The organism is Bacillus sp. SB49 (assembly GCF_000469135.2).
GTDB lineage: Bacteria > Bacillota > Bacilli > Bacillales > Halobacillaceae > Halobacillus.
In genome coordinates, this window is sequence record NZ_CP048117.1 from 3,365,820 (window position 1) to 3,389,150 (window position 23,331).

Here is a 23,331-nt window from a genome sequence, read left to right on the forward strand (position 1 = left end):
AACAGCAGGATTATTGTCAAGGAAGCGTCGAACACCCCATTAATCAAACGCTTGTTTAAGTCTCCTATGATTCATCTCGCCTCCAGCCCTCGCCGGACGCCCGCTTCATAAAAGTGAAGTCCTCCGTAGCAGGATCTTTATATCGGGTTTGTCTTTTCTCTTTCTTAGATCGTCGGGCACGGAGCAGGTGCAGTCCTTCCACCGGCACCCCTACCCTCCGCTGCTGGACATCTTTGATCCCCTGGATGATAAGCTGCATAGAGGCGATAATAACGACAAAACAAAGAAGAGCGGGAATGATCAGCCACCAGCGGCCGGTCATGAGAGAATTCTTCGCAGAACCGATTAACCCTGACCATTCGTAGGTCGTACTCAGCGGTGGATCGTTCTGATATGGTTCGTACGTAACTTTTGTGCCGCCGAAGTAAATATCAAATACGCCGAGGTGAATGAAAATCAGGAGCGTTTGAATGAATTGCTGCCCGAATACAACCCCTATCCTTGCACTCATATGTGGAAGCAGATGCTTCCATAGAAGATGGACGGAACTGCCTCCAAGTACTTTGGTACTGACAACAAACTCTTCTTTCATGATCCCTTTCATTTCCTTTCCGAACAGCGTTACGACAAGCGGAGCAGCCAGCAGAGTAAGGATCAGAGCCTGGTACAGGATCCGCTCGGTTTCCGTCGTCACAAACCCTCCCTCCGGCATCCATAACACCGGCCGGAGAAGCAGGTAGGCGATGACCGTCATCGGCAGGAAGTGCATGCCGTCCACCAGCTTCTCGATCCCCTGCTGCCATTTCGACGGCAGAAAGAACGTATACGGGACTGCCAGAATAAAGCCGATAAAGATGCGCAGGAAAGCGATAGCCAATGCAAAAAGGATCGTGTATTTCGCCCCGACAAGCAATTGATCAAATACGCTGAATCCAAGGACGTCCGTCCCAAGAAAAACGTACTCCGGTGTATGGGGCGCACCGCTCACCAGTCGATCATTCTCATCGTATATTTGAAAGTACTGATCGACGAGGGGATCGGCAGTCATTGTATAGACGATGCTTACGATAACCGTCGAGACGATGATCAGGAAGCCGGTCAGGAATTTGACATTCCTAAAGTGGGCGAGTATTTCTCTCCAGATGAAGGAGAACCGCACTCCTCCCGTACGTTTTCCTGTGCCCATAAAGGAATTCATGTGCAAATTCTCTTCTTCCAAGCGCCGTCCATCCTTGATCAGGAAAGACTCCGTTCCCTGATACAGTAAATAAAATGGAGTGAACAAAAGAAAAAGGACAAAAGCAGAAACAATAGGCCGGAAATCGTCTATGAACACCGTTGTGATTCCGTTGATGTTAAATATGTATTCAATGATCAATAGACTGGAAAGCGCTCCCCAGACGATGATTTTTGAATGGGAAAAGGCACTGGAAACGATGTTTCGCACCACATGAACGGAAAGGATGTTCCATTTCGTCAATCCCTTCCCCAGCGCCAGCTGCACATAAGGCTTTGCCATCTCTTCCTCCATTAACAGCAGAAGAATCCTGTACATCATGACCATCGGAAGCACCGCAATGGCGATGATCGGAAGCAGATAAATCTTATCCTCTCCAAGCGAAGTGAACGGGGCTATCAGCCATCCGGTCTGTTTGAAGAACCAAACGATGAAGAGCTGTAAAGAAAAAGCGAGCAGAAGATCCGGGACAGCCTCCAGAAGGCCGACGATACGATCGACTACGGTCCGGATCCATTTCGGCAGGAATAAGGTAAAGAACGCACCGAAAAAAGCAAGGGCGACACCAAGCAGAATGCCTCCAAAGAAGAGAAGCATGGAATAACGATACGGCTCCCATATATAATCAAGCATCGGCACCTGCTGACCTTTGAACCAATATGTCCATTCAGTTGGATGACCAAGACTCATAATAAGATCCCGCAACTGCAGACCGTAGCTGCGCAAATCAAAGAAAGCCCCCTCATAAAACAGCGCCGGCGACGCGCTGATCAATACAATCCCGATCAGCCCCAGCACATAATAACCAATGAACTTCACTAATTTCACAACTCAATCCCACCTTTTTTCGAAATAATCAGACATATAGATAAAAAAAGAAAAGGCATACTCACGTGGTACACCTTTCCGCTGTCGGAAAAAAATCAGGATAATCAACCGGATCCTATAGTCCCAGTTTAATGAATAGCGCGCAATTTTTCAATAAATTTCCAAGCGTCAGCTATGTCTTCTTCCGTATACTTTTGAGCGCTTTTTACTGTGAACACCTTCTCCGCTATTTCATCCTTCGGTAGATCTTCAAAGAAAAGCATCGTCGAAACCAGCTCTAAAAACCGGGAGCTCCGTCCGTTCATTTCTGCAATCTGTGCGTGAAGCGGCGGCAGGTTCATTTCATAGTGGGTGAGGAATTCCCTGCCGCTGTCCGTCAATTGATAGCGGTATTGATAGTAATTCTTTTTCTCTTCCCTCGTTTCCCTGATAAATCCCAGATTGCACATCTCTTCTACACGCAGCGTCAACTCTTCCGAATACGGTCCGTAAAAATGGAACTGGTACCGCTCTTCGAAAGGAATGTCACATTTCTTCAAAATATAGATCATCTTCTGCAGCTTCTTCCTTCCGACGATTTCATCGGTACTAGAAAAGAACTGCATCAACTTCGCATGGTTTTCCAACATGGAAGCTCACTCCTTATCCATACAAAATTTCCATAATCCGCTTCTTCGTCTTACTTCGATTCGACATATCACGCAGTAGATCCATCGGGAAATAAAGCTTATGGTCGGTCCGCTTCTTCCCTGAAATAGACTCCACAATATCCGACAGACGGGAAAGCTCCTTCAATTCATCGTTCGGCTGCAGGAGATGAATTGGCAGACGTTCCCCTTCTTCTCCTGGACGATAGAAGTCATAAGGAAGGTCCGAGCTTGAATCTACAACCAAATAATAGTCAGGATTCAGTCCTGCCTTCTGGAACAGCTTATACAGCTCCATCCATTCGTTCATCTGGGAATTAGGGTTGAACTCGACATACTTGAAGAGTCTGCGGTTGACGAACCGCTGGCATAGATCACGAAGGACCGGGTCCTCCTCTTCCATCCACGTCTGAAAATAGAAAAGTGTCACAGGTTCATCCAGAGCCAAGTACTCTGCTAATGTCGGTTTCCCTGCAAAAAAAGAAAGGAAATGGACTGGGGACAGCCGGAAGGTATAGTCACTCTCGTAAAGCTCTTTCGCTCTGTGAAGGATTTTCGATAAGATGACTTCCGCACTCCTCGTCACCGGATGGAAATATACCTGCCAGTACATTTGGTATCTGCTCATAATATAGTCTTCGACAGCATGCATACCGCTTTCCTTCACAACGACCTGATCTTCCATCGGACGCATGACCCTTAAGATCCGTTCCATGTCGAAGTGGCCGTAGCTGACGCCTGTGAAGTAAGCGTCACGCTGCAGATAATCCATACGATCGGCATCGATCTGACTCGAAATCAAGCTGACGACCAGCTTATTCTTATATGTTTTGTTAATGACATCCGCAACTTTTTTCGGGAACCCTTTCTCTACACGGCTGAGGACCTCGTTTACTTCTGTATCGCCAAGAAGAATTGCCTGGGTGAATGCCTCATGATCGAGCTTGAAGACTTTCTCGAACGAATGGGAGAAGGGACCGTGTCCGAGGTCATGAAGCAGCGCAGCACAAAGACAGAGAAGCCGTTCCTGGTCGTCCCAGTTCGGCCGATCTTTGAAGTTATCTATAATTCTCCTTACAATTTCATAGACTCCGAGCGAATGATTGAAGCGGCTGTGCTCTGCTCCGTGGAACGTTAAATATGACGTCCCAAGCTGCTTGATACGCCGCAGTCTTTGAAATTCGGCGGTTCCGATCAAATCCCAAACCACCCTGTCCCGTACGTGAACATAACGGTGGACAGGATCTTTGAACACTTTTTCTTCGCTTAGTTTCTCATCACGATAGGCCATCTGCTTGTCCTTTCTAAACGACATTTTCCTCTATTATATACCTTAAAATCCGACAAAAAAACCTGAATACATACATTAAATTCCAATATTATTTTTTCATCCTCCGCAGATTTTACCTTTCCCAGCTGATTCATGCAACACTCATCTTTTGCTATAATAGAACAGAATGCAAAAAAGGAGTACGGAACTACAATGACTAACATCCATCCATTATTAAAAACAAAAGCATATCGCTTTATTGACCAAAGCAATCTCGGCCCCACCTTTTCGGCTCTTCAGTCTTTCGCAACCGATGACGCACTGTCCATTTCTGTCGGTGAACGGAGGAGTCCGACTGCCGCACGGCTGTGGGTCCATCACGACACGGTCGTACTGGGAATCCCTGATGCCCGGCTTCCTTACATCGAGGAAGGAATCGCCTATTTGAAAGAGAACGGCTATAAAGTGATCGTCCGTAATTCCGGCGGTCTGGCTGTGGTCCTGGATGACGGGGTTTTGAACCTTTCCCTCATCTTCCCTGATTCCAAAGAGGTCAACATTCACGAAGGATATGAAGCAATGGTTTCCTTCATTCAATTCTTGTTTGCGGATTTAACCGACCGCATTGAAGCCTATGAAATTACCCGGTCCTACTGCCCGGGTACGTACGACTTGAGTATTGACGGCAAGAAGTTTGCCGGTATTTCCCAGCGAAGGGTTAAGAACGGTTCTGCCGTCCAAATTTACTTGGACGTCAGTGGAAGCGGTCGGGAAAGAGCCTCCCTGCTGAAGGAATTCTACAACATCGGGAAACGCGGAGAACAAACAAGATTCACTTATCCAGACATCGATCCCTCCGTCATGGCATCCTTGAACGAATTGCTCGGCACCGAACTTACCGTATCCGATGTAAGAGACCGAATTCTCTACAAACTGTATGAACTATCCGGTTCCATGACGACCAATCCCCTCGAAGGCGTGGAAATCGAATGGTTCAATAAACGCTTCGATCAAATGGTCAAACGGAATGAAAAAGCGCTCGAAAACCTTACTTGATAGGTTTCGAACGCTTTTTTTCATTTCTTCTTTCTGGTCATACCCGCAAAGTCGAACATCATAGAAAAGACAATACCGATGAAATAAAGAAACTTGCTCAGGAGGAAAGCCACAGGCACAGAGAGAAAACCTACGAAGGCGTGATTAACCGCTGCATCCAAATATCTCGGTGTTTCTGAAAATAGAAGATAACCGAGAAGCCCTCCCGTCATGAATGACGCAAGGACAAGGAGCATGTCCCGTCCAACCATGAGGAAATTGCGAAAGGCGAACGGAGTCTTGGCATATCGGAAAACACCCAGGATGAGCATCGTGACAACGGTGAACCCATACGACCACGGCCCTGCAAAGACGGCGCCGGATACCTCCCAGAACGGCATCCAGAACAAGGAGAGCAGGAAACTGATCAGCAGCCAGCTGTTGAATACGCGCTCCCCGACCTTTTTCCTAGCTTCCTCTTTTTTACGCTGCTCCTGCCTCTTTTCTTCTGGAATGAAAACAGGAACGTCTCCATGCTTCACTACCCCGAGTTTATGGGGAAAAGCGAGCCCTCTTTCGGTTTCACCATAGGGACGGGCGGAGTCCAACACAACCCCCAGCGCATAATCGGGATAATGAGTCAGCTCGTATTCTGTTTCATAAACAGGAATACCCTCAGGAAGGATCTTACATGCAACCTTCCACTCTTCCGGTGTAAGTCCCATTCCCCTGAATTGCTGCTGCCCCTCCTCTTCCCAGCTCAATACAAGTACGGGATAAGCTATACTGCGGGACGGGGCTTCCTGCCTGTATATATTCCTGATCGCCCTCCCTGCGTATAGAGCTGTAATCTCTGCAAAAGGAATGGTCTTCTCGATCGTTTCTTCTCGTTCCGGGAGATGGAAATACTCATAGAAGCCTTCCTTTGTCACCTTTTTTATCGATGTGTACCTTTTCTGTTTGTCCCGAAGCATTCCTATGCCGACCAACAAGCAGATGCTGCCGGCGAAGATGCTGAGCAGCCCGGCAACCCAGTGACTGTGCCTCGACACCCAAATAGATATACTCAATAATGCCGTTCCCAACAGAGCGAAAATCCCACCCATGATGTACATAAGTGCTTTGGATGCGCGATTTATCTCGCTTTTAAACGTCAGTTCTTCCTGCATGTCTTCCACCTTCCCTCAAATCTTTCCTTGTTTCTTGTCCTACGATGGAATAGATAGATTGGTTTCATTCCATATCGATATTACGGCGCGGTTTCGTTTTTCCTTTGAAGAAACCCGAATGAAGGAGAGCCGCATACATCAATACACCAAGAAGATATAAGAACTTACTTAGGAGGAACGCGGCAGGGATCGACCAGAATGAAAGCAGGGAATGATTGACGACAGCGTCCAGATGACGGGGCGTTTCTGAAAACAGCAAATAGCCAAGGTACCCGCCTCCCCCGTACACGGCGATGACAAACAACATATGCCGACCGACAAGCAGCATGTTCCTCCATCCAAGAGGTAAGCGGGCATAGACAGCACCGACAAGTATCATCGTCAAGATGATAAGCACCACAGGCCACGGGCCGACGAACAATTCATCAACCACTTTCCACGAGGGCATCCATAATACGGCGAGCAGGAAGTTCAACACCAGCCATCCCCCCAGGAGACGCCCCGCCATCATCTCCCGCAGACGCGTACAGCGCTTTTTCTTTTCTGCAACCTCGTCCGGAATGTACTTGGGCAACTCTTTCTGCTTCACATACCCTAGTTCATACGGATATGGAAACCGTTCTCCGCTGTCCCTGTAGTATTCGGCATCTGCCAAGGGATCACCCAAAGTATCATCGGGATACTGGGTGAGGTCATAAGGTGTGCTGTAAACCGGAAGCCCTGCCGGAAGGTGACGAAGAGCAGTCGGCCACTCCTTCTGTTTAAGTACCACACCACGGTAATGACTGACTCCGTCCTCCTCCCAGCGGAACACCAGAAGCGGATGAGCAAAAAATTTGGTCAGACGATCCTGCCGCATCACCATTTCCACTACTCTCCCCAAATATAAGGCGGTCATTTTCTTATAGAGAATCAGCTGTTCCGTCTCCTTCTCTTGCTCCGGAACAAGAAAATAGTGATAAAACCCTTCCTTTGTAATTCTTTTGACAGATGTATAGCTTACCTGCTTGTTACGGAACATCCCCACTCCTAGCAGCAGGAACAGAAGGGCCGGGTAAAGCGGAATCAGCCCGATGGACCAGTGACTCGCTCTGGATACCCCCAAGGTTATGTAAAGAAAAAAAGCACCCCCTAAACAAGAGAGTATTCCAAGTCCAATTCCCATGGCCTTGTGTCTTTTACTTACTGATTGTTTATAAGTTAATTCGTTATTCGAGTCCATGAATACCTTCCGCCTTCCTCTTCCTTTCTAATTACATATAAGCACAAGAGAGCGAAATTGCCAAAGCCAAGGTGCACATGGATCGTTTCCATCGACTTCCCCGATGACATTGCAAAGAGGATATCTCCTTCCTAGTGGAAAGTGCCACCTCGCTAAATACTACAACAAAAAAAGCCGGCACGATGGCCGGCTTTGTCGTTGTTTGTTTCTATTATACAGATTGAGCGGCAGTAATGATTGCCAGTTTGTAGACATCATCTGAATTACAACCACGGGAAAGGTCGTTAACTGGTTGATTCAATCCTTGTAGAATTGGACCTACTGCATCAAAGTTACCAAGACGCTGAGCAATCTTGTATCCAATGTTACCCGCTTCAAGGCTTGGGAATACGAACGTATTCGCTTCGCCTTTCAGTGGAGAATCCGGAGCTTTCTTCTCGGCTACAGATGGAACGAAGGCTGCGTCGAATTGGAATTCCCCATCGATAACCAACTCACTGTTCTGCTCTTTAGCAATTTGAAGCGCTTCGGATACTTTTTCCGTTTCCGGAGATTTTGCAGATCCTTTCGTAGAGAAGCTCAACATCGCTACCTTAGGGTCGATATCGAAGAGTTTCGCTGTTTCAGCACTCGCAAGGGCGATCTCTGCAAGGTCCTGACTGTCCGGCGTAATGTTGATCGCGCAATCAGCGAACACATACTTCTCTTCTTCCCTTACCATTACGAACACACCGGAAGTCTTCTTAATTCCTGGTTTTGTCTTGATGATCTGCAGGGCAGGTCGTACTGTGTCTGCCGTAGAATGAGCCGCACCGCTGACCAGGCCGTGAGCTTTGCCCATGTACACGAGCATAGTTCCGAAGTAATTCTCGTCCTGCAGGATTTCACGAGCTTTCTCTTCTGTCGCTTTTCCTTTACGGCGCTCGACGAAGCTAGCAACCATTTCATCATATTCCGGGTAGTCAGAAGGATCAAGAATTTCTGCTCCGTCAATATTTACATTGATTTCAGAAGCCTTCTGTTCTACTTTATCCTTATTTCCGACTAGTACAGGTTTCACTAGGCCGTCTGCACCAAGCTGGCTTACTGCTGTAAGAATACGTTCGTCCATTGCTTCAGGGAATACGATTTTCATGCCTTTACCGTCAATTTTAGCTTTCAGAGTATCAAATAGGTTACTCATGTTTGTCCCTCCAATTTTCATTCTGTTATATATGATAAGACCTTTTGTGTTTAAATGAAAGTGGTACGAGAGAAAATTTCCTTTTGAAGCGATTTCATTTTATAACTTTACCCTATTTGTCACTTATTGATACGCAACCTTGACAATTCCGTGAGCATCCACCGTTTCGTTATCTCGGACCTTTCATCTATGTTATATTGAGAAAGGAAGTAAACACCACACACCCTACTATAAAGGAGCGATTGATCCCATGCCTGAAGCAGTAGTTACAATGGATGGCTGGTATTGCTTGCATGATTTCCGTTCCATCGACTGGACAGCGTGGAAGTACGCATCCACCGAAGAACGGGAACAGGCGGCCCGCGAATTCCAGGAATTGATCACCAAATGGGAAAACACCGAGCAGAACAAAGAAGGCAGCCACGCCTTATATACGATCGTCGGCCAAAAAGCGGACTTTATGATGATGATCCTGCGACCGACAATGGAAGAATTGAATGAGATAGAAACAGCCTTTAATAAATCGAAGCTGGCTGAATTCACAAAACCAGCCTATTCCTACGTTTCGGTCGTTGAGCTTTCCAATTATATGGGGAATACCAACGAAGAAGATCCAGAAATTCAAGCACGCTTGAAACCGACCCTCCCTAAGTGGAACCACATTTGCTTCTACCCGATGGACAAGCGCCGTCAGGGCAACGATAATTGGTACGTACTCGAAAAAGACGAGCGCGCCAAGCTCATGTACGCACACGGGATGACAGGCCGTCAATATGCAGGGAAAATCCGTCAGATCATCACGGGCTCCATCGGCTTTGATGACTGGGAGTGGGGCGTCACCCTCTTCGCACACGACGTGCTTCAATTCAAAAAACTCGTCTATCAGATGCGGTTTGATGAAGTGACTTCCCGTTACGGCGATTTCGGTTCCTTCTATATCGGTAACATCCTCAAGCCTGAAGCGCTTGATCAGTTTTTGGAAGTTTGATTGAAAAATGAACGATATATCCGAACCTTCCCTTTGTAAGGGGGGTTCGGATTTTTTATGCCCTCCTCCACTAACCTCTAACCCCTCTCCAGGCCCACATGGAAAAGTCATCATTATTTTTCAGGGCTGGTCATATAGTGTTAAAGAACATGCAAACATGCCTTATTTGAAGTGAGGTGACAGCATGGCCGTCATTCCCTTTACAGAAGCGGACGTTAAGTTACTGGCGAGATTAATGAGGGCTGAAGCCGAGGGGGACGGACAATTAGGCATGCTGATGGTGGGAAATACAGGGGTCAACCGTGTCCGCGGCGACTGCATCGACTTCACAAATATCGATTCAATCCGGGACATGGTGTACCAGAGCCCGGGCGGCTTTGAAGCCACCCAAAAGGGTTATTTCTACCAAAGAGCCAGGGAGAAGGACATCCGACTGGCCCGCCGAACCATCCGCGGGGAGCGGTTCCATCCTGCAACCAACTCCTTATGGTTCTTCCGACCTCAAGGAGACTGCCCTGCTCAGTGGTACGGTCAATGGAACACTGGAAGATATAAGTCCCATTGCTTCTATTCACCGACAAGGGCTGACTGTCCAAGCGTATATTAAATCCATGAAGGAGTGGTTTAAATGGCACAGAATAAACCTCAATCAGGGCAAGGTGCACCGATGTACGGTCAGGGTCAAGCCCCGTTCTACGGGCAGAATCCGTACATGTATTATTACCCTCAACAGGGGCAGGGAGGAATGCAGCCTCCGCAGGTCCAGCCCGGGACATATTCAGGCAGTATCAACCCACCGAACATGCTGCCGTCGGAAGAATCCTATATCGAGAATATTCTCCGTTTGAACGCCGGCAAAGAGGCGACTGTTTACATGACATTCGAGAACAACGATCAATGGAATGCTAAGGTATTCAAAGGAATCATAGAAGCTGCTGGACGGGATCACATTATTCTCAGCGATCCACAAACAGGCAAGCGATACTTACTATTGACGATTTATCTGGATTACATCACCTTTGATGAAGAAATAAACTATAACCTTCCATTCGGAGGCTCTTCCGCCGGATTCGCTCAATACAACCCTCGATGACAGAACCAATCAAAAAAAACTCGCTATTCGTAGCGAGTTTTTAACTATTAAGCGAAAAGGGTGAGGCTATGAAGTCCCCATATGAAAGCTACCAGAGAGCTCAGCTTGGTGCGCTGGCACTTGTCGTCGTGCTCATTGTAGTCGGACTGTTTCAGCTGGAGCACCGCTGGATCCTCCTCTTGATGTTCTATGTTCTTGCCGCCAGTATCGCATTTGAAGCACTCATTGACAAAGCTCGCGAGCAGAAAGTGAATATGATCATCCACTTTACCTGTGCTGTAATAATTTTTCTGTTTACGACTCTTCTCTATTTTTAAACATGTTTGATGACTGCATACCCGAGCAGAATCCAGCCGATCAGGAATGACAGCCCGCCGAGCGGTGTAATCATTGCAAATGTCTTAATCCCGGTCGGCGCATAAATATAGAGGCTTCCGGAGAACAGGATAATTCCAATGAAGAAAAACCAACCGGCCCCTGTCATCGCACCCGTCTGGATTTTGCTCATTAACAGAGCGGTAACAAACAATGCCATCGTATGGAACATTTGATAATCGACTGCTTTCCCCCACTGTTCCAAGCCCTTCTCCGAAACTTTCCCTTCCAATCCGTGGGCTCCGAATGCTCCAAGTGCCACGGATAAAAAACCATTAATAATCGCTAATACCAAAAAGATTTTCATTCCATTCATCCCTTCTTAGAAATCAAAAATCGAGGGCCCGTTCGCCTCCCCGTGATCGACTTTCTTTTGTTGATCCGGACGGCTTGGTGCATCGACCCCCATCATACGACGGACTTCTTCTGCCGTCGGCTCCTGGACAGGTGCTTCCGTTCTTACCGGCTCCTCTTCCAATAACAAATCGGCCAGCAGGCGGATCGAGCGGACATGCTCGCGTACTTTTTGCTCGTCCCCATACTGAAGCATTGCTTCCTGTATTTCATTCGACATTTTCTTAAGCACTGTTTGATTCGTGATGGCCATATATTCAAACTCCTTTTTCTAAAAAAGATCCTCTGTCGTAGTTTAACACGCCTGTAACATCCCTGTCTTTCCATCTATGAAAGGTTTCAATAATTTGTAAGAATAGCTTCCCGCCTAAAGCAGAAGAACATAGAGCAACCCCCGATTATGCATCGGGGGTTGTTTCAAAACTGTATAATGCCGATCTGATACAAGAAGATCAGGATGATGATGATCGGCGCTATGAATTTCACAATGATATACCACAAACCTCCGATGGATGATCCAGTCAAATCCGTTGATTCCAGAGCGTCCGCTTTCCTATAATACCAACCGACAAGGAGCGCCATGGAAAGGCCGCCCAGCGGAAGAAGAATATTAGAGGCTACGTAATCCATGGAGTCAAGAATATTCAAATCCCCGATCGGCGTTATGCCTGACCAGATTCCAAATCCTAAGGATACCGCAATACCAAGGATGAACATGATGGATCCCATCACGATACTCGTCGCAAAGCGACTCCAGCCGAATGCACGCATGAAGTAGGCAGTCGGTACTTCCAGGATAGACACGGAAGAAGATAAGGAAGCAAGGATGAGAGCCAGGAAGAATATGATTCCGATCATCCCGCCAAACGGCATTTGTTCGAAAATACTAGGAAGCGTAATGAAGACCAGAGGCGGTCCGGAGCTCGGATCAATGGCAAAGGCGAATACGGCCGGAAAGATCACCAACCCTGCAATGACCGCAAAGAAGGTATCCATCAAACCAATGCCGACAATAGCTCCCGGCAGTTTATTTTCTTTAGACAAGTAGCTTCCGTATGTCAGCATCCCGCCCATTCCCAGGCTCAGGGAGAAGAAAGCCTGTCCGAGAGCAGCGAAATAAATGGAAGGATCCCTGAATGCCGACCAGTCCGGCTGGAAGAGAAACTTCACTCCTTCCATGGCTCCGTCCAGAGAAAGACTGAAGAAAGCAAGAATAATCAGAATGATTGCCAGAAGCGGCATAAAAATTTTGTTCGCTCCTTCAATGCCTTTCTTTACTCCTCCAAGAACGATCACGATCGTAATCATCATGAATAAGGCCGTCCATAAAATTGGCTGCCAAGGATTGCTGATAAATTGACCAAACGCACCATCATACCCAATATCCGGCTGGGTAAAGTACGATCCGTTCACGTACATCCAGAAGTAAAAAATCGCCCATCCGGCAACAACCGCATAAAATCCAAGAATTAAAAATGCACTGGCGATTCCGAAAAAGCCCGTAACGAACCACGGCGTACCTGGAGCGAGCTTCCGGAAGGAGCCGACAACATCACTTTGCGCCTTTCTGCCGATACTCACTTCTGTTAACAGCAACGGAACACCAATCAACAGTACACAAGCTAAGTAGAGGATCAGGAAAGCTCCCCCACCGTTATTACCTGCTACATAAGAAAATCTCCATATATTACCTAACCCGACAGCCGAGCCCATTGCCGCGAGCATAAACCCGAGCTTTGAGCCCCATTTCTCTCTCACCATTTTCCAACCAACCCCTTCTGTTTTTGCAACGGATGAACCTTATTATCTTTCTTTTCTGCATGTCGAAATATTCATCAGCATACCACAAAACATCGGCAATTCCTCTAGATTTCTGAAATTTCTCATTATTTACAGGCGCAGATCAATTCTGGAAGCCTGCCGCGCTTTGTTCTCTTTCTTAGGCGTCATTTTCTCTTGGAACTGCATGCAGCTGCTCCCGGTTGTACGGAGTATATACGCGGAAGGCAATTCCTTCGTTTTAAACTCATAGGCGCTGCAAGATCTGGGAAAGGCCGGATTCCATGTCGTTCGGAAATGCCTGCACTTAAAACAATTGATCTTGTCCATCCCGATCCTCCTCCTTTTCTACTTGTGACTGCATCATAGCACAGCTTCCCTTTCCCAGAAATAACGAGATGCCCGCTCCTTTCCCCGGAGCAGGCATCTCGTTTCATTTATTATCCAAATAGAAGTTTTCCAGCCTTTGAATGCGGGCTTCGAGCTTTTCATATTCTTCCCGCGAAACAAATCCTAGCTCTTTGAATTGATCCTGCATTCTTGCTTTCGCTTGATCATTCCATTCTTTATCTTTCGTTTCTCCCTTGGCAATCCAATTATTCACCATGGATTTCGCCTGAGTCGGACTGATTTCTCCCCGCTTCACCATTTCGTTCACCATCTTTTCGAACATCTCTTTCCCACTGATTGCTGCACCGATTCCCAAATGGAATCCTTTCTTCAATAAATCGCTCATTGTTCATCCCTCCTATTATGATGAATACCCTTCAACATCCGGACATGTTTAATGGAACAAATGAAAAATCCAAGCAACCCGACTCCCATAAAAACGCCGCTGATCCACACGCTCGGAAGAACAGGGACAACAAGTGTGTAATACAGGGCTGCTACCCCTGACACGAATATAAGAAACGAAAAAGCCGTGTAAACCAAATAAAGCTGATGGAACAGGCGATTTCTTTGATGATAGCTCTTCCATTCTCTTTCTTTGTCGCCATCCTCCAAGTACTCGATCAGCGCACGTGGGAACGATAACAGAGGACGAACGGTTTCCTTAATGACTTCTGTGTACAAAGAGGCATTCGATCCGTCGCCCGACACCCACTGTTTGATGACAGGTCTCCCCCATTGAATCAAGTCGATGTTCGGATAAACGGCACTGAGGACACCAATGATAATAGAAGTCGCCCGACCTAAAAATGCATAGTCAGCTGGAAGCTGAATCGGCTGATCTTTGACAAATTGCTGTAAATCAGAAAGCATATCATTCATCATATGCGCATCCAACTTGTCAAAGTTCCCGTCTAAATACATCTCTGTCGTCTGCTTAAGCAGCTTCTTCACCCGCTCGGTATCTGCATTAGGGAGAAGAAAGTCCATCTCCTGCAACGCCTCAATTACTCTATCGTAATCATCCAAAATAAATCCCTGCACCATCGTCCTCAGCGCATCAGCATCTTCCTGTTTGATTTCACCAACCATACCGAAGTCGATGACAACGACCGTTCCATCTGCTTTCAGCATCAGATTCCCTGGATGAGGATCGGAATGAAACATGCCTGCATCAAGAAACTGGGCGATACTTAAATCAAAGAGCGTACGAGCAATCTGTTCCCGGTCTATTCCATTTTTCTTTATGAACGAAAGGTCCGTGATCTTCGTTCCTTCCACCCATTCCATCACAAGTACGCGTTTAGTCGAAAGATCGCTGTAATATTCCGGAATATAGACAGATGGAAAGTCTCCAAACCTTTTCTTGAAATGACGGCCATTCTCCAACTCCATTGTAAAATCAAGCTCATTGCTGATGACTCGGACGACCTCCCTGTACAGGGCTGGTAAATCGGCTTTCTTCCCATAGACCGTAAACTTATTCAACATCCAGAAAACGATCTTCAAGGCACGGAAATCCATCCGGAACGTATCTTTCACTCTATAGCGCTGTACCTTGACTGCCACAGGAGTGCCGTCTTTTAAGTACGCCTTATACACTTCCCCTATGGAAGCAGATGCGACCGGTATTTCTTCTATTGTAGACAGATGTGTATCGACCGATGCGTTCCAGTCTTCTTCTATCGTTTCTTTGGATCGGTAGAATGGAACGGGCTCCACCCTGTCCACAAGTCCTTCCAGCTCCTTAATGAAAGAAGAAGGAAGCAAATCTCCTCTGGAACTCAAAAACTGCCCGAATTTTATCAGAAGCCCACCAAGATGCACCGCTTTTCTTCTATATTCTTCTGCCTGATCTGATAGCATTTCTTCCCATTTACGCTTCGTATCCTGATCCCATATCCTGTGACGCTTCTCGAACCAGTAGATGCGAATCAGGAATTTCATGGACATCCAAACGATGACGGTAATCCTGTATATGGATATGTACTTCATACGCTCCACAAGTTCCATCCCCCCGTTCTTATGTACTTTATCATTCCCCCATCTCTGTTGAATCAATCATCCATATATGGAAGAAAGATGAAAGACAAGACCAGTGTCACAGTTGCAAAAAAGACGGGTGATGTGTAAGAATTTGTTTATATACAGGAGGAGGAGCAAGCATGCAGATTCGGGAACTGGAAGTAAGAGAACTACATAAAGTCGCCGGTTGGCTCCATCGGATGAATGAACAGGACCATCACTATGTTGCTTGGATGGCATCCGATGCGAACGAAATTTTCGAACAAATATGGACATTGACACAATTTCAGGAACCGCTCGCTTATGTGGCTTGGGACGGGGATGAAATCATAGGATTCCTTGGGATTCTGCCTTTTTTCGAACAGAAGCTGTGCCGACTTCTCGGTCCGTTCGCTCTTCATCAGCAGGAGCTGGTCATTGAGAAATTGTGGGACAAAGCTTCTCTTACTGTTCAGCTTCACTTTGACATTGTAAAACTAGCTTGTTTTGAGGCGAACGAAGCACTTGTCGATTTTGCGGAGAAACACGCCTTCGATCTCTATAACGTAGAACGCACTCTGGCTTTGCACAAATCCAGTTATTACCCTTCCGACAAACAGGACGGAGCGATCGTTGAAATTCTTCGCGATGACTACACCGCACTGGATAAACTTCACCCTTCGGCCTCCTACTATACGACAGAAGAGATGCTGCGCTTATCAGAAAAGGACGGCAATCATTTATGGGGGTATGCAGCCGATGGAACCATTGCAGGGTACACATACTTTGAAACCATTGCCGAAGAACAGGAAGGGGAAATATGCTTCGTCAACGTCGGGCGCGAATACCGTGAGAACGGAATCGGGACTGCTTTGATGGAACACGCGCTCCAATATGCTTTCTACGCACTGGAACTCGACGTAGTCACTATCTCTGTACGGACGAATAACAGACAAGCAGCCAGGCTTTATGAACAGTTTGGGTTCCGGGATATCCATACGATACGGGCTTATCAAAAAGCGACAAAACCAGTAACGCAAACCATTCACTAAAAAATGATGTTTCAGGAGGGGAACGAATGAAGGAACTCGTGGGTGACATCTTAAGGAAATTGGATGATGACGCTCCCATCATGACGATTGATACAGTAAGCGGCGGCGATATTAACGAAGCCCTCTTTGTAGAAACGGAGAAGCAGGACTACTTCTTTAAGCTTAATCAACAGGTCCCCTCTCACTTCTTCCGAGTAGAAGCGGAAGGATTAAAGCGGATCCGGGAAAGTCGTTCGATACGGGTGCCCGAAGTGTATTATTTTGATGAACCGGAGAACGGAGAACCAGGAGCTCTTGCTATGGAATGGATTCATTCAGGAAAGCTGAAGCCGGCCTCCGAGCTCGGAAGACAGATTGCCCAAATGCATAAGCAGACAGGAGAAGCTTACGGATTCGGTGAACCGACCTTTGTCGGCCAGCTCGACCAGCCCAACGATTGGTGCTCTGCCTGGACGGATTACTATGCGGATTTCCGGCTAAAGAGCCAATTGCAATATGGCATATCAAACGGAAGAATCACAGGGCAGCGCCGCAGCCGGCTCGAGCAGCTGATTGCCTTCCTTGACCGCTGGGTTCCAGCACATCCGCAGGCTTCGCTTCTGCACGGTGATCTCTGGGGAGGAAACTGGATGGCGGATGAAAACGGCTCTCCCTGCCTGATCGATCCTTCCGTCCTGTATGGAGACCCGTGCTTTGATCTTGCCATGACGGAATTGTTCGGTGGATTCCCTTCTGAATTCCTCCACCATTACAGGGAGGTTGCGGACCTTCCGCCACACTACCATGATACCAAACCGATCTATCAACTCTTCTACCTGCTCGTACATTTGAATATATTCGGGGAGAGCTACGGTGGACAGGTCGACAGAATATTGAAACACTATGCGGGGTGATTCAGGAATAGGCCCTGCCCTTTCCTGAATCCGATATTTCCAAGAGATCAGATGGATACGGCTCAAAATACGTCTGGTCTTTTAAATACCCGCTGCGGAAGCGGACCGTCCATGTATTCAATACGCTCAGCACCGCACTCAACGGCACCTTCTCTTCTTTGTATCGTTTGAGCAGCGTCTGGAAGTCCTCTTTCTCTTCTGCCGAAAGCTCCTTCTTGAAATACCCGGCGATATGCTGACAAACATTAATATGTGACGCAGCTTTTGCCGGCTCTGCCATCAATTCATAAAGCAGCGGTTCATATTCATGGAACACACCTTGTATAGACAGATGATCATGATTGGCAACCACTCTCCCCATCTTTTTCAACGTCCCGGGATGATAAGCCATGAACAAGTACTTATTGGAAGAATGAAATTTCTGAAGGTCCTTCATCTGCCCGTGTGCTTTCATCTTCCGGAAAGAGGCCAGCGTGAACAATTTCGTAAAGTAATGATGCCTTAATGTGAAATTCTTCAAGCGTCCTTCTTCCTCCAGGGCAAGACCAGGATACCTCTTTAGGACTCCCCTCGCAAAGAAACCGGACGACTTCCCAGACACTTGCGGATGGTCTATATCGTAGTAGACTTTCACATCCTGCATACCGCATGTCGGAGAACGATTCTTCAATAAAAACCCGTCCACCTCACTGCCGATACTATTCAGAAAAGATTCCGTAAAAGCATTCATTCCTGTCGTCAAATCTTCTCCTGTTTTCGGCTGAACGAGTCTTTCCTTCTCTCCTCCGACAATACGGATCGTCTCCCTGGGCACTCCAAGCCCGATTTCCACTTCCGGACAAACCGGCACGAACTCTACATACGGAGCCATCCGCTGGACTGCTTTATCCGGAATGACCGCTCCGTTGTACCTCACTTCATCAAATTCCAAACAGCGGCTCACGACAACTTTGGGAACAACGAATTCTTTCACAATAATCCCTCTTTTTCTAATTAAAGTCTGTAGTATTAGCAGAAATTCCTCATTTCCCCAATAGATAAACATACAAGGACGATCCTCTACAAATTTCCTATTGGTTTTTGTCCCAAAACGTAATAGAATAGATAATGCTGTATAATTATTCTCAAATGCTTATAAATAAAACAACACTGAACGACAGGAGAGATTCCGGATGAAAGCTAGAGACTTTAAGCTTACTTCACACCTGCGCTTCATCATTCCGTCCCTGATCGGTATTTTTCTTTTTATGTTCCCGATCTCCGGCGAAGACGGCGCGATTACGATTCCTATCGCCATACTGGCTGGATGGGTCGAGACAGGTTTAGCTGATTACTTATCCTTGATCATGACGATCATTATTACGATAACTGCCATCGGCACGATTTTGACGAAGCTGGCAGGACCAAATGCATTGGAGGATAAACCGTTCTTCCAATCATTATTTAATGTGTCACCCGTTTGGGCATTTACTCGTGTTTTAGGAATGATTTTCGCCATTATGGTGTACTTCCAAATCGGCCCGGAGGCCATCACCTCTGAGAATACCGGAGGCATGCTGCTCGATTCCCTGCTCCACGTCTTATTTGCCGTGTTTCTGTTCGCAGGCTTGTTCCTGCCGCTTTTATTGAACTACGGCCTGCTCGAAATGTTCGGCGTCGTGCTGCAGAAGATTATGCGGCCGTTGTTCCGTTTGCCGGGAAGATCTTCGATTGACTCCCTCGCATCCTGGCTCGGAGATGGAACCATCGGCGTCCTTTTGACAAGTAAACAATACGAAGAAGGCTATTATACTAAACGGGAAGCTGCCGTCATCGGGACGACCTTCTCTGTCGTATCCATCACCTTCAGCCTTGTGGTCATTAAAGAAGTAGGGCTGGTAGATATGTTCATACCATTCTATTTGACCGTCGTCGCTGCTGGATTTATCGCTGCTTTAATCATGCCGCGTATTCCTCCGCTCTCACGCAAAGCGGACACCTATGTTACAGAGGAACCAGCAGACCAGAACGAAGAAGTACCCGAACACCACAATCTGTTCACTTACGGCTATGCCAAAGCCGTAGAAAGAGGAAGCAAGTCTACAAGCCTCGCCAACTTCTTCAAACAGGGAGCGCAGAACATCCTGGACATGTGGATGGGTGTCGCCCCGATTGTCATGGCTCTAGGGACGCTGGCTCTAGTGGTAGCCGAATTCACTCCATTCTTTGCATGGATTGGAACACCGTTTATCCCATTACTTGAGCTCATGCAGGTTCCTTATGCTAAAGAAGCATCAGAAACCATTCTCGTCGGATTTGCCGATATGTTCCTGCCTGCCATTATCGGTTCTTCCATCGAAAGTGAAATGACACGATTCATCATTGCTGCACTTTCCGTCACTCAGTTGATCTATATGTCTGAGGTCGGTGGGCTGCTGCTCGGATCGAAGGTGCCGGTCAATATGAAGGACTTGTTCATTATCTTCCTTGAACGTACCATCATTACACTTCCGATCATTACACTAATTGCACATTTCCTGTTCTAAAATCCTAACTCCCGCCGAGAATTCTCTCTCGGCGGTTTTTTCATACATGCATGTACTTAAAAAACCCGCTGAGATCACACTCAGCGGGTTTTCAATTCCTCTATAATTTTTTGGGCCGTACTTAAGCTGGATTGAGGATTCTGCCCGGTGATAAACGGAAGATCGACAACGACATGATCGCTGTAGTCCTCCCCCTTATCAAACACGGCACCGGATTCATTCATGCGGTCTTCCAGAGAAAACGGCACGACAGAAGCAAGCCCCGTCTTCTCTTCTTCTTCATTTGTGAATCCGGTCACTTTCCGACCTTCCAGGAGCAACTGATCGTTGTGGTCTTTCACTCCGATAAATCCGGCCGGCCCGTGGCAGACAGAGGCGATAACTTTCCCTTCGGTTAGAAAATGCCGAAGCAGTTCCTCTAAATGCTCATTAGCAGGAAAATCAATCATCGTCCCGTGTCCACCGCATAAGAAAATAGCACTGTATTTCGTAGGATCCACAGCGCCCAGCGGAACCGTATCATGGATGGGTTCCATCACACCGTCCCAGAACCGGGGAAGTTCGTTACTATAGCTGTTCGGATCAATGGGAGGCCGTCCACCCTGAGGGCTGGCTGCGGTTACTTCCCAGCCTTCCTCCATGAATGCGGTGGCGGGCTCGACGAATTCAGATAACCAGAGTCCCGTTTCGTTCCCATCCATACGATCGGCATTCGTTACAATCATCAGGATTTTTTTCGTCATATCTGTACCCCTCCTTGCAAATATCTTTCCTATTATTCGCAAGTCCAGGCATTTCAATCATTAAGATTGGAAGGTGGAATCTTTATTTACCATACGGCTCCACCATTTCTTAATCAGTTGGAAGCGTCCTTCGATCAGCGGCTGGGTCAACGTCCTGATTATGCTGCTGGACAGTAGATATACGATAGCTGCCGCAATAATCGCGAGACCGAGCACGTCGAATACGTTATCGACCTTAAACCAGCCGGCCTGACGGAAAAACTGGATGAAGAAGCCATGGAGCAAGTAGACATACAGGGTCTTTCCGCCCAAGTAAGTGAGACGGAATTCTTTTCCCGGTATCCAGGAAAGAACACTGACCATCATAATTCCGGCTAAAACATAGATTCCCAAGCGGACGATACCGCCCATTTCCGGACTGCCGAGTACCTCATATGACTTAGAACCTAGCAGCCATCCGGAACTGATCTCCGGAAACATCGCAATCAATACAGCGACAGAGGCCATAATCACAAGGCTGATTTCTCTTACCCTTCGCGTTCTCCACTGCTTCACATGATCTTTCGTCAACCAGTAACCAGCAAGGAAGAACGGGAAGAATACGAATGTTCGTGACAAGCTGAAATGGTGACCGATATCCGTAAAGTATCCAACCACCACTCCGATTTGGACGGCAATCGCCACCCCGAGAATCGGCGGTACCTTCTTGAACCAGTAAAGGAGAATATGCCAGCAGAACAAGCTGAACAAGAACCACAGGGACCAGTGCGGGTAGAAAATACCGGTCAATTCAGACTCTTTACCGATGAAGAAGTAATACCCGGTATAAACGAGTTGGAATATCAAGTAAGGAAGAATCAGCTTCTTCGCTAAGTTCATAATATAGTCCTTCTCGCCGGAGCCTTTCGCAAAGAATCCAGCAAGGAAAATGAATGCAGGCATATGAAACGTATAGATCCATGTATAAAGGGTGTACATAGGTCTGGAATCGCCGGTGAACGGCTGTATCAAATGTCCGAAAACGACAAGGAAAATCAACACCAACTTTGCATTGTCAAAAAAAGCATCACGCTTCATGTGGTCTCACCCTTCTTTATGAATAGAAAAAGTTGTCTCAGTAATTTATCTCTACCCTATTGTTACCACATTTATGAACAATCCAAGCGGTATTCATCACAATTTAAATGAACTGTAATACGAATGTCAAGGATGGAAAGTGTTTGTAAATGATCCGTCAAAAAAGAAAGAGGACACCCCGTCCGACGGGGTGTCTTTCCTTGATTAATCTTCCAGGGGAATGGCCCATGCTCCTTTGCGGAAGATAGGTTCATAACTTCCATCATGGGTTTCTCCATCAATATCCAGCGCCCCGGAACCCATCATGAAGTCCTCGTGAATGAGACTGTCATTAACACCATGATGATCCATCTGCTCTTTTGTAAAGCCGGATCCGCCTGCTACGTTCGTCGGATAAGCCTTTCCAAGTGCTAAGTGGCAGGAGGCATTCTCATCATAAAGTGTGTTAAAGAATATATGTCCGGACTGGGAGATCGGAGACTCATGAGGTACGAGAGCAACTTCCCCTAACCGTTTCGCCCCATTATCCATTTCCAATAAATGCTTCAGCGTCTCTTCTCCCGACTCTGCAGAGAAGTCGACCACCATACCATTCTGGAAAGTCAGTGTGAAATTATCAATCAGATTCCCACCGTAATTAAGAGGCTTGGTGCTTGTCACCGTCCCCTGCACTCCGTTTTTATGAGGCATGGTAAACACTTCTTCTGTCGGGATATTCGGGTTGAATTCAACCCCTCCTTCAGAAACAGCTGATCCCCCGTGCCAAATATGATCCTGCACAAGTTCGATGGACAGGTCCGTGCCGGGTCCCTTGTAGTGGAGTTTCTTGTACTGCTTTCCATTCAGGAATTCACGGATTTTTCGAAGCCTGTCATTATGGTCTTCCCATGCCTGTACAGCGTCTTCCTGATCGATTCTCGTAATATGGAAGATCTGCTCCCACAGCTTTTCCTGCGCTTTGTCGGCTGAATCGTCAGGGAACACTTTCTTTGCCCACGCTTTCTGTGGATAAGCGATGACAGACCAGGTGGTTTTGTCATTCATAACGTAGTCCCGATACTCGGTCAACGCTTCTGCACTCGCTTTATTCGCTTTCGCCACGCGTTCCGAGTCCACATCCTTAAGAAGGTCGGGGTCCGGCCCATAAATGCTGAGAAGAGCGTAGCCGTCTGCCACCATCTGCCTCAGCCCTTCTGCTTTCCATTCCGGAAAATGTTCCAGCACTTCCATCGGGGCATTCTTAAGCTTCATGTAATTCAACATTTCGTCGCTCCACTCCATGTGGACGTCCTTAGCTCCTCTACCGTATGCTTTCGCCCCGATGGTGCGCACGAAATCAGCTGCTTCGATAGGGGCGTTGATGATCAGCCCCTGTCCCTGCTGTAAATGAACACCTTTCTTTAAAGCAATATCTGCGTATTTTTCCAGTTTCCTCTGAAAACTCATCTATATACCTCCTCTAAGACT

24 protein-coding genes are annotated in these 23,331 nt (G+C 47.1%); 8 read left to right on the forward strand and 16 right to left on the reverse strand.

Annotated features, from left to right (window positions below):
* Nucleotides 1–64: 64 nt before the first annotated feature.
* The 3 genes from M662_RS17565 to M662_RS17575 form a co-directional block, all read right to left on the reverse strand.
* A complete protein-coding gene (locus M662_RS17565) occupies nucleotides 65–2,065 on the reverse strand; it encodes an ABC transporter permease subunit (protein ID WP_026577850.1) in 2,001 nt (666 codons plus the stop codon).
* Nucleotides 2,066–2,193: 128 nt separating this feature from the next.
* Complete coding sequence (locus tag M662_RS17570; RefSeq protein WP_026577849.1) at nucleotides 2,194–2,694, reverse strand: YwgA family protein; 501 nt, start codon at nucleotides 2,692–2,694, stop codon at nucleotides 2,194–2,196.
* 13 nt (nucleotides 2,695–2,707) lie between these two features.
* On the reverse strand, nucleotides 2,708–4,003 hold the full coding sequence (locus tag M662_RS17575) for an HD domain-containing protein (protein ID WP_008632265.1): 1,296 nt from the start codon (nucleotides 4,001–4,003) through the stop codon (nucleotides 2,708–2,710).
* A 192-nt stretch (nucleotides 4,004–4,195) separates the two neighbouring features.
* On the opposite strand from M662_RS17575, the gene M662_RS17580 reads away from it, so the two are divergent.
* Nucleotides 4,196–5,038, forward strand: coding sequence for an octanoyl-[GcvH]:protein N-octanoyltransferase (locus tag M662_RS17580; protein ID WP_026577848.1), 843 nt, complete (start codon nucleotides 4,196–4,198; stop codon nucleotides 5,036–5,038).
* A gap of 20 nt (nucleotides 5,039–5,058) precedes the next feature.
* Here the strand turns inward: M662_RS17580 and M662_RS17585 are convergent, their stop codons facing one another.
* The 3 genes from M662_RS17585 to pta all read right to left on the reverse strand — a co-directional run bounded on the left by M662_RS17585 (nucleotide 5,059) and on the right by pta (nucleotide 8,591).
* Entirely contained in the window at nucleotides 5,059–6,186 is a 1,128-nt protein-coding gene (locus tag M662_RS17585) for a hypothetical protein (protein WP_026577847.1), read from the reverse strand.
* A gap of 64 nt (nucleotides 6,187–6,250) precedes the next feature.
* Nucleotides 6,251–7,408: a hypothetical protein gene (locus M662_RS17590; RefSeq protein WP_152522205.1), complete on the reverse strand. Its 1,158-nt coding sequence runs from the start codon at nucleotides 7,406–7,408 to the stop codon at nucleotides 6,251–6,253.
* A 211-nt stretch (nucleotides 7,409–7,619) separates the two neighbouring features.
* Nucleotides 7,620–8,591: a phosphate acetyltransferase gene (gene pta, locus M662_RS17595; RefSeq protein WP_008632260.1), complete on the reverse strand. Its 972-nt coding sequence runs from the start codon at nucleotides 8,589–8,591 to the stop codon at nucleotides 7,620–7,622.
* A gap of 250 nt (nucleotides 8,592–8,841) precedes the next feature.
* Between pta and hemQ the strand changes: the two genes are divergently transcribed.
* From hemQ to M662_RS17615, 4 genes are all read left to right on the forward strand, one after another.
* Nucleotides 8,842–9,579 carry a hydrogen peroxide-dependent heme synthase gene (gene hemQ, locus M662_RS17600; RefSeq protein WP_026577845.1) on the forward strand — a complete coding sequence of 246 codons (738 nt, stop codon included), beginning with the start codon at nucleotides 8,842–8,844 and terminating at the stop codon, nucleotides 9,577–9,579.
* A gap of 184 nt (nucleotides 9,580–9,763) precedes the next feature.
* Nucleotides 9,764–10,186, forward strand: coding sequence for a cell wall hydrolase (locus M662_RS17605; protein ID WP_026577844.1), 423 nt, complete (start codon nucleotides 9,764–9,766; stop codon nucleotides 10,184–10,186).
* A 21-nt stretch (nucleotides 10,187–10,207) separates the two neighbouring features.
* Complete coding sequence (gene gerQ, locus M662_RS17610) at nucleotides 10,208–10,672, forward strand: spore coat protein GerQ (RefSeq protein WP_008632246.1); 465 nt, start codon at nucleotides 10,208–10,210, stop codon at nucleotides 10,670–10,672.
* 68 nt (nucleotides 10,673–10,740) lie between these two features.
* On the forward strand, nucleotides 10,741–10,989 hold the full coding sequence (locus tag M662_RS17615; protein ID WP_008632244.1) for a hypothetical protein: 249 nt from the start codon (nucleotides 10,741–10,743) through the stop codon (nucleotides 10,987–10,989).
* Here the strand turns inward: M662_RS17615 and M662_RS17620 are convergent.
* From M662_RS17620 to M662_RS17645, 6 genes are all read right to left on the reverse strand, one after another.
* Nucleotides 10,986–11,354, reverse strand: coding sequence for a DUF423 domain-containing protein (locus M662_RS17620; RefSeq protein WP_008632242.1), 369 nt, complete (start codon nucleotides 11,352–11,354; stop codon nucleotides 10,986–10,988). The two genes, M662_RS17615 and M662_RS17620, sit on opposite strands and share 4 nt — an antisense overlap.
* A gap of 15 nt (nucleotides 11,355–11,369) precedes the next feature.
* Complete coding sequence (locus tag M662_RS17625) at nucleotides 11,370–11,654, reverse strand: YwdI family protein (protein WP_026577843.1); 285 nt, start codon at nucleotides 11,652–11,654, stop codon at nucleotides 11,370–11,372.
* Nucleotides 11,655–11,818: 164 nt separating this feature from the next.
* Nucleotides 11,819–13,162, reverse strand: coding sequence for a sodium-dependent transporter (locus M662_RS17630; protein ID WP_008632240.1), 1,344 nt, complete (start codon nucleotides 13,160–13,162; stop codon nucleotides 11,819–11,821).
* A gap of 129 nt (nucleotides 13,163–13,291) precedes the next feature.
* On the reverse strand, nucleotides 13,292–13,510 hold the full coding sequence (locus M662_RS17635; protein ID WP_008632239.1) for a hypothetical protein: 219 nt from the start codon (nucleotides 13,508–13,510) through the stop codon (nucleotides 13,292–13,294).
* Nucleotides 13,511–13,613: 103 nt separating this feature from the next.
* Nucleotides 13,614–13,916 carry a phasin family protein gene (locus M662_RS17640; protein ID WP_026577842.1) on the reverse strand — a complete coding sequence of 101 codons (303 nt, stop codon included), beginning with the start codon at nucleotides 13,914–13,916 and terminating at the stop codon, nucleotides 13,614–13,616.
* On the reverse strand, nucleotides 13,913–15,583 hold the full coding sequence (locus tag M662_RS17645; protein WP_026577841.1) for an ABC1 kinase family protein: 1,671 nt from the start codon (nucleotides 15,581–15,583) through the stop codon (nucleotides 13,913–13,915). The genes M662_RS17640 and M662_RS17645 overlap by 4 nt, the downstream gene beginning before the upstream one ends.
* A gap of 152 nt (nucleotides 15,584–15,735) precedes the next feature.
* On the opposite strand from M662_RS17645, the gene M662_RS17650 reads away from it, so the two are divergent.
* Nucleotides 15,736–16,626, forward strand: a complete 891-nt coding sequence (locus tag M662_RS17650) for a GNAT family N-acetyltransferase (RefSeq protein ID WP_008632235.1) — start codon at nucleotides 15,736–15,738, stop codon at nucleotides 16,624–16,626.
* 26 nt (nucleotides 16,627–16,652) lie between these two features.
* Nucleotides 16,653–17,519 (forward strand): fructosamine kinase family protein, encoded by an 867-nt coding sequence (locus M662_RS17655; protein WP_026577840.1) that lies wholly within the window; start codon nucleotides 16,653–16,655, stop codon nucleotides 17,517–17,519.
* A 1-nt stretch (nucleotide 17,520) separates the two neighbouring features.
* On the opposite strand, the gene M662_RS17660 is transcribed toward M662_RS17655, so the two are convergent.
* A complete protein-coding gene (locus tag M662_RS17660) occupies nucleotides 17,521–18,492 on the reverse strand; it encodes a YbgA family protein (protein ID WP_008632233.1) in 972 nt (323 codons plus the stop codon).
* Nucleotides 18,493–18,691: 199 nt separating this feature from the next.
* Here M662_RS17660 and M662_RS17665 point away from each other — a divergent pair, with 199 nt between their 5' ends.
* Nucleotides 18,692–20,044 (forward strand): YjiH family protein, encoded by a 1,353-nt coding sequence (locus tag M662_RS17665; protein WP_026577839.1) that lies wholly within the window; start codon nucleotides 18,692–18,694, stop codon nucleotides 20,042–20,044.
* A gap of 80 nt (nucleotides 20,045–20,124) precedes the next feature.
* Here M662_RS17665 and M662_RS17670 read toward each other — a convergent pair whose 3' ends face one another.
* From M662_RS17670 to M662_RS17680, 3 genes are all read right to left on the reverse strand, one after another.
* Entirely contained in the window at nucleotides 20,125–20,787 is a 663-nt protein-coding gene (locus M662_RS17670) for a type 1 glutamine amidotransferase domain-containing protein (RefSeq protein WP_008632231.1), read from the reverse strand.
* Nucleotides 20,788–20,847: 60 nt separating this feature from the next.
* On the reverse strand, nucleotides 20,848–21,864 hold the full coding sequence (locus tag M662_RS17675; protein WP_008632230.1) for an acyltransferase family protein: 1,017 nt from the start codon (nucleotides 21,862–21,864) through the stop codon (nucleotides 20,848–20,850).
* Between the two features lie 204 nt (nucleotides 21,865–22,068).
* Complete coding sequence (locus M662_RS17680) at nucleotides 22,069–23,310, reverse strand: aminopeptidase (protein ID WP_008632228.1); 1,242 nt, start codon at nucleotides 23,308–23,310, stop codon at nucleotides 22,069–22,071.
* Nucleotides 23,311–23,331 lie beyond the last annotated feature (21 nt).

Bases quoted from the DNA above. Each gene is read 5' to 3' on its own strand.
- M662_RS17570 (WP_026577849.1), bottom strand. From the start codon at position 2,694: ATGTTGGAAAACCATGCGAAGTTGATGCAGTTCTTTTCTAGTACCGAT.
- M662_RS17575 (WP_008632265.1), bottom strand. From the start codon at position 4,003: ATGGCCTATCGTGATGAGAAACTAAGCGAAGAAAAAGTGTTCAAAGAT.
- M662_RS17580 (WP_026577848.1), top strand. From the start codon at position 4,196: ATGACTAACATCCATCCATTATTAAAAACAAAAGCATATCGCTTTATT.
- M662_RS17585 (WP_026577847.1), bottom strand. From the start codon at position 6,186: ATGCAGGAAGAACTGACGTTTAAAAGCGAGATAAATCGCGCATCCAAA.
- M662_RS17590 (WP_152522205.1), bottom strand. From the start codon at position 7,408: ATGGACTCGAATAACGAATTAACTTATAAACAATCAGTAAGTAAAAGA.
- pta (WP_008632260.1), bottom strand. From the start codon at position 8,591: ATGAGTAACCTATTTGATACTCTGAAAGCTAAAATTGACGGTAAAGGC.
- hemQ (WP_026577845.1), top strand. From the start codon at position 8,842: ATGCCTGAAGCAGTAGTTACAATGGATGGCTGGTATTGCTTGCATGAT.
- M662_RS17605 (WP_026577844.1), top strand. From the start codon at position 9,764: ATGGCCGTCATTCCCTTTACAGAAGCGGACGTTAAGTTACTGGCGAGA.
- gerQ (WP_008632246.1), top strand. From the start codon at position 10,208: ATGGCACAGAATAAACCTCAATCAGGGCAAGGTGCACCGATGTACGGT.
- M662_RS17615 (WP_008632244.1), top strand. From the start codon at position 10,741: ATGAAGTCCCCATATGAAAGCTACCAGAGAGCTCAGCTTGGTGCGCTG.
- M662_RS17620 (WP_008632242.1), bottom strand. From the start codon at position 11,354: ATGAAAATCTTTTTGGTATTAGCGATTATTAATGGTTTTTTATCCGTG.
- M662_RS17625 (WP_026577843.1), bottom strand. From the start codon at position 11,654: ATGGCCATCACGAATCAAACAGTGCTTAAGAAAATGTCGAATGAAATA.
- M662_RS17630 (WP_008632240.1), bottom strand. From the start codon at position 13,162: ATGGTGAGAGAGAAATGGGGCTCAAAGCTCGGGTTTATGCTCGCGGCA.
- M662_RS17635 (WP_008632239.1), bottom strand. From the start codon at position 13,510: ATGGACAAGATCAATTGTTTTAAGTGCAGGCATTTCCGAACGACATGG.
- M662_RS17640 (WP_026577842.1), bottom strand. From the start codon at position 13,916: ATGAGCGATTTATTGAAGAAAGGATTCCATTTGGGAATCGGTGCAGCA.
- M662_RS17645 (WP_026577841.1), bottom strand. From the start codon at position 15,583: ATGGAACTTGTGGAGCGTATGAAGTACATATCCATATACAGGATTACC.
- M662_RS17650 (WP_008632235.1), top strand. From the start codon at position 15,736: ATGCAGATTCGGGAACTGGAAGTAAGAGAACTACATAAAGTCGCCGGT.
- M662_RS17655 (WP_026577840.1), top strand. From the start codon at position 16,653: ATGAAGGAACTCGTGGGTGACATCTTAAGGAAATTGGATGATGACGCT.
- M662_RS17665 (WP_026577839.1), top strand. From the start codon at position 18,692: ATGAAAGCTAGAGACTTTAAGCTTACTTCACACCTGCGCTTCATCATT.
- M662_RS17670 (WP_008632231.1), bottom strand. From the start codon at position 20,787: ATGACGAAAAAAATCCTGATGATTGTAACGAATGCCGATCGTATGGAT.
- M662_RS17675 (WP_008632230.1), bottom strand. From the start codon at position 21,864: ATGAAGCGTGATGCTTTTTTTGACAATGCAAAGTTGGTGTTGATTTTC.
- M662_RS17680 (WP_008632228.1), bottom strand. From the start codon at position 23,310: ATGAGTTTTCAGAGGAAACTGGAAAAATACGCAGATATTGCTTTAAAG.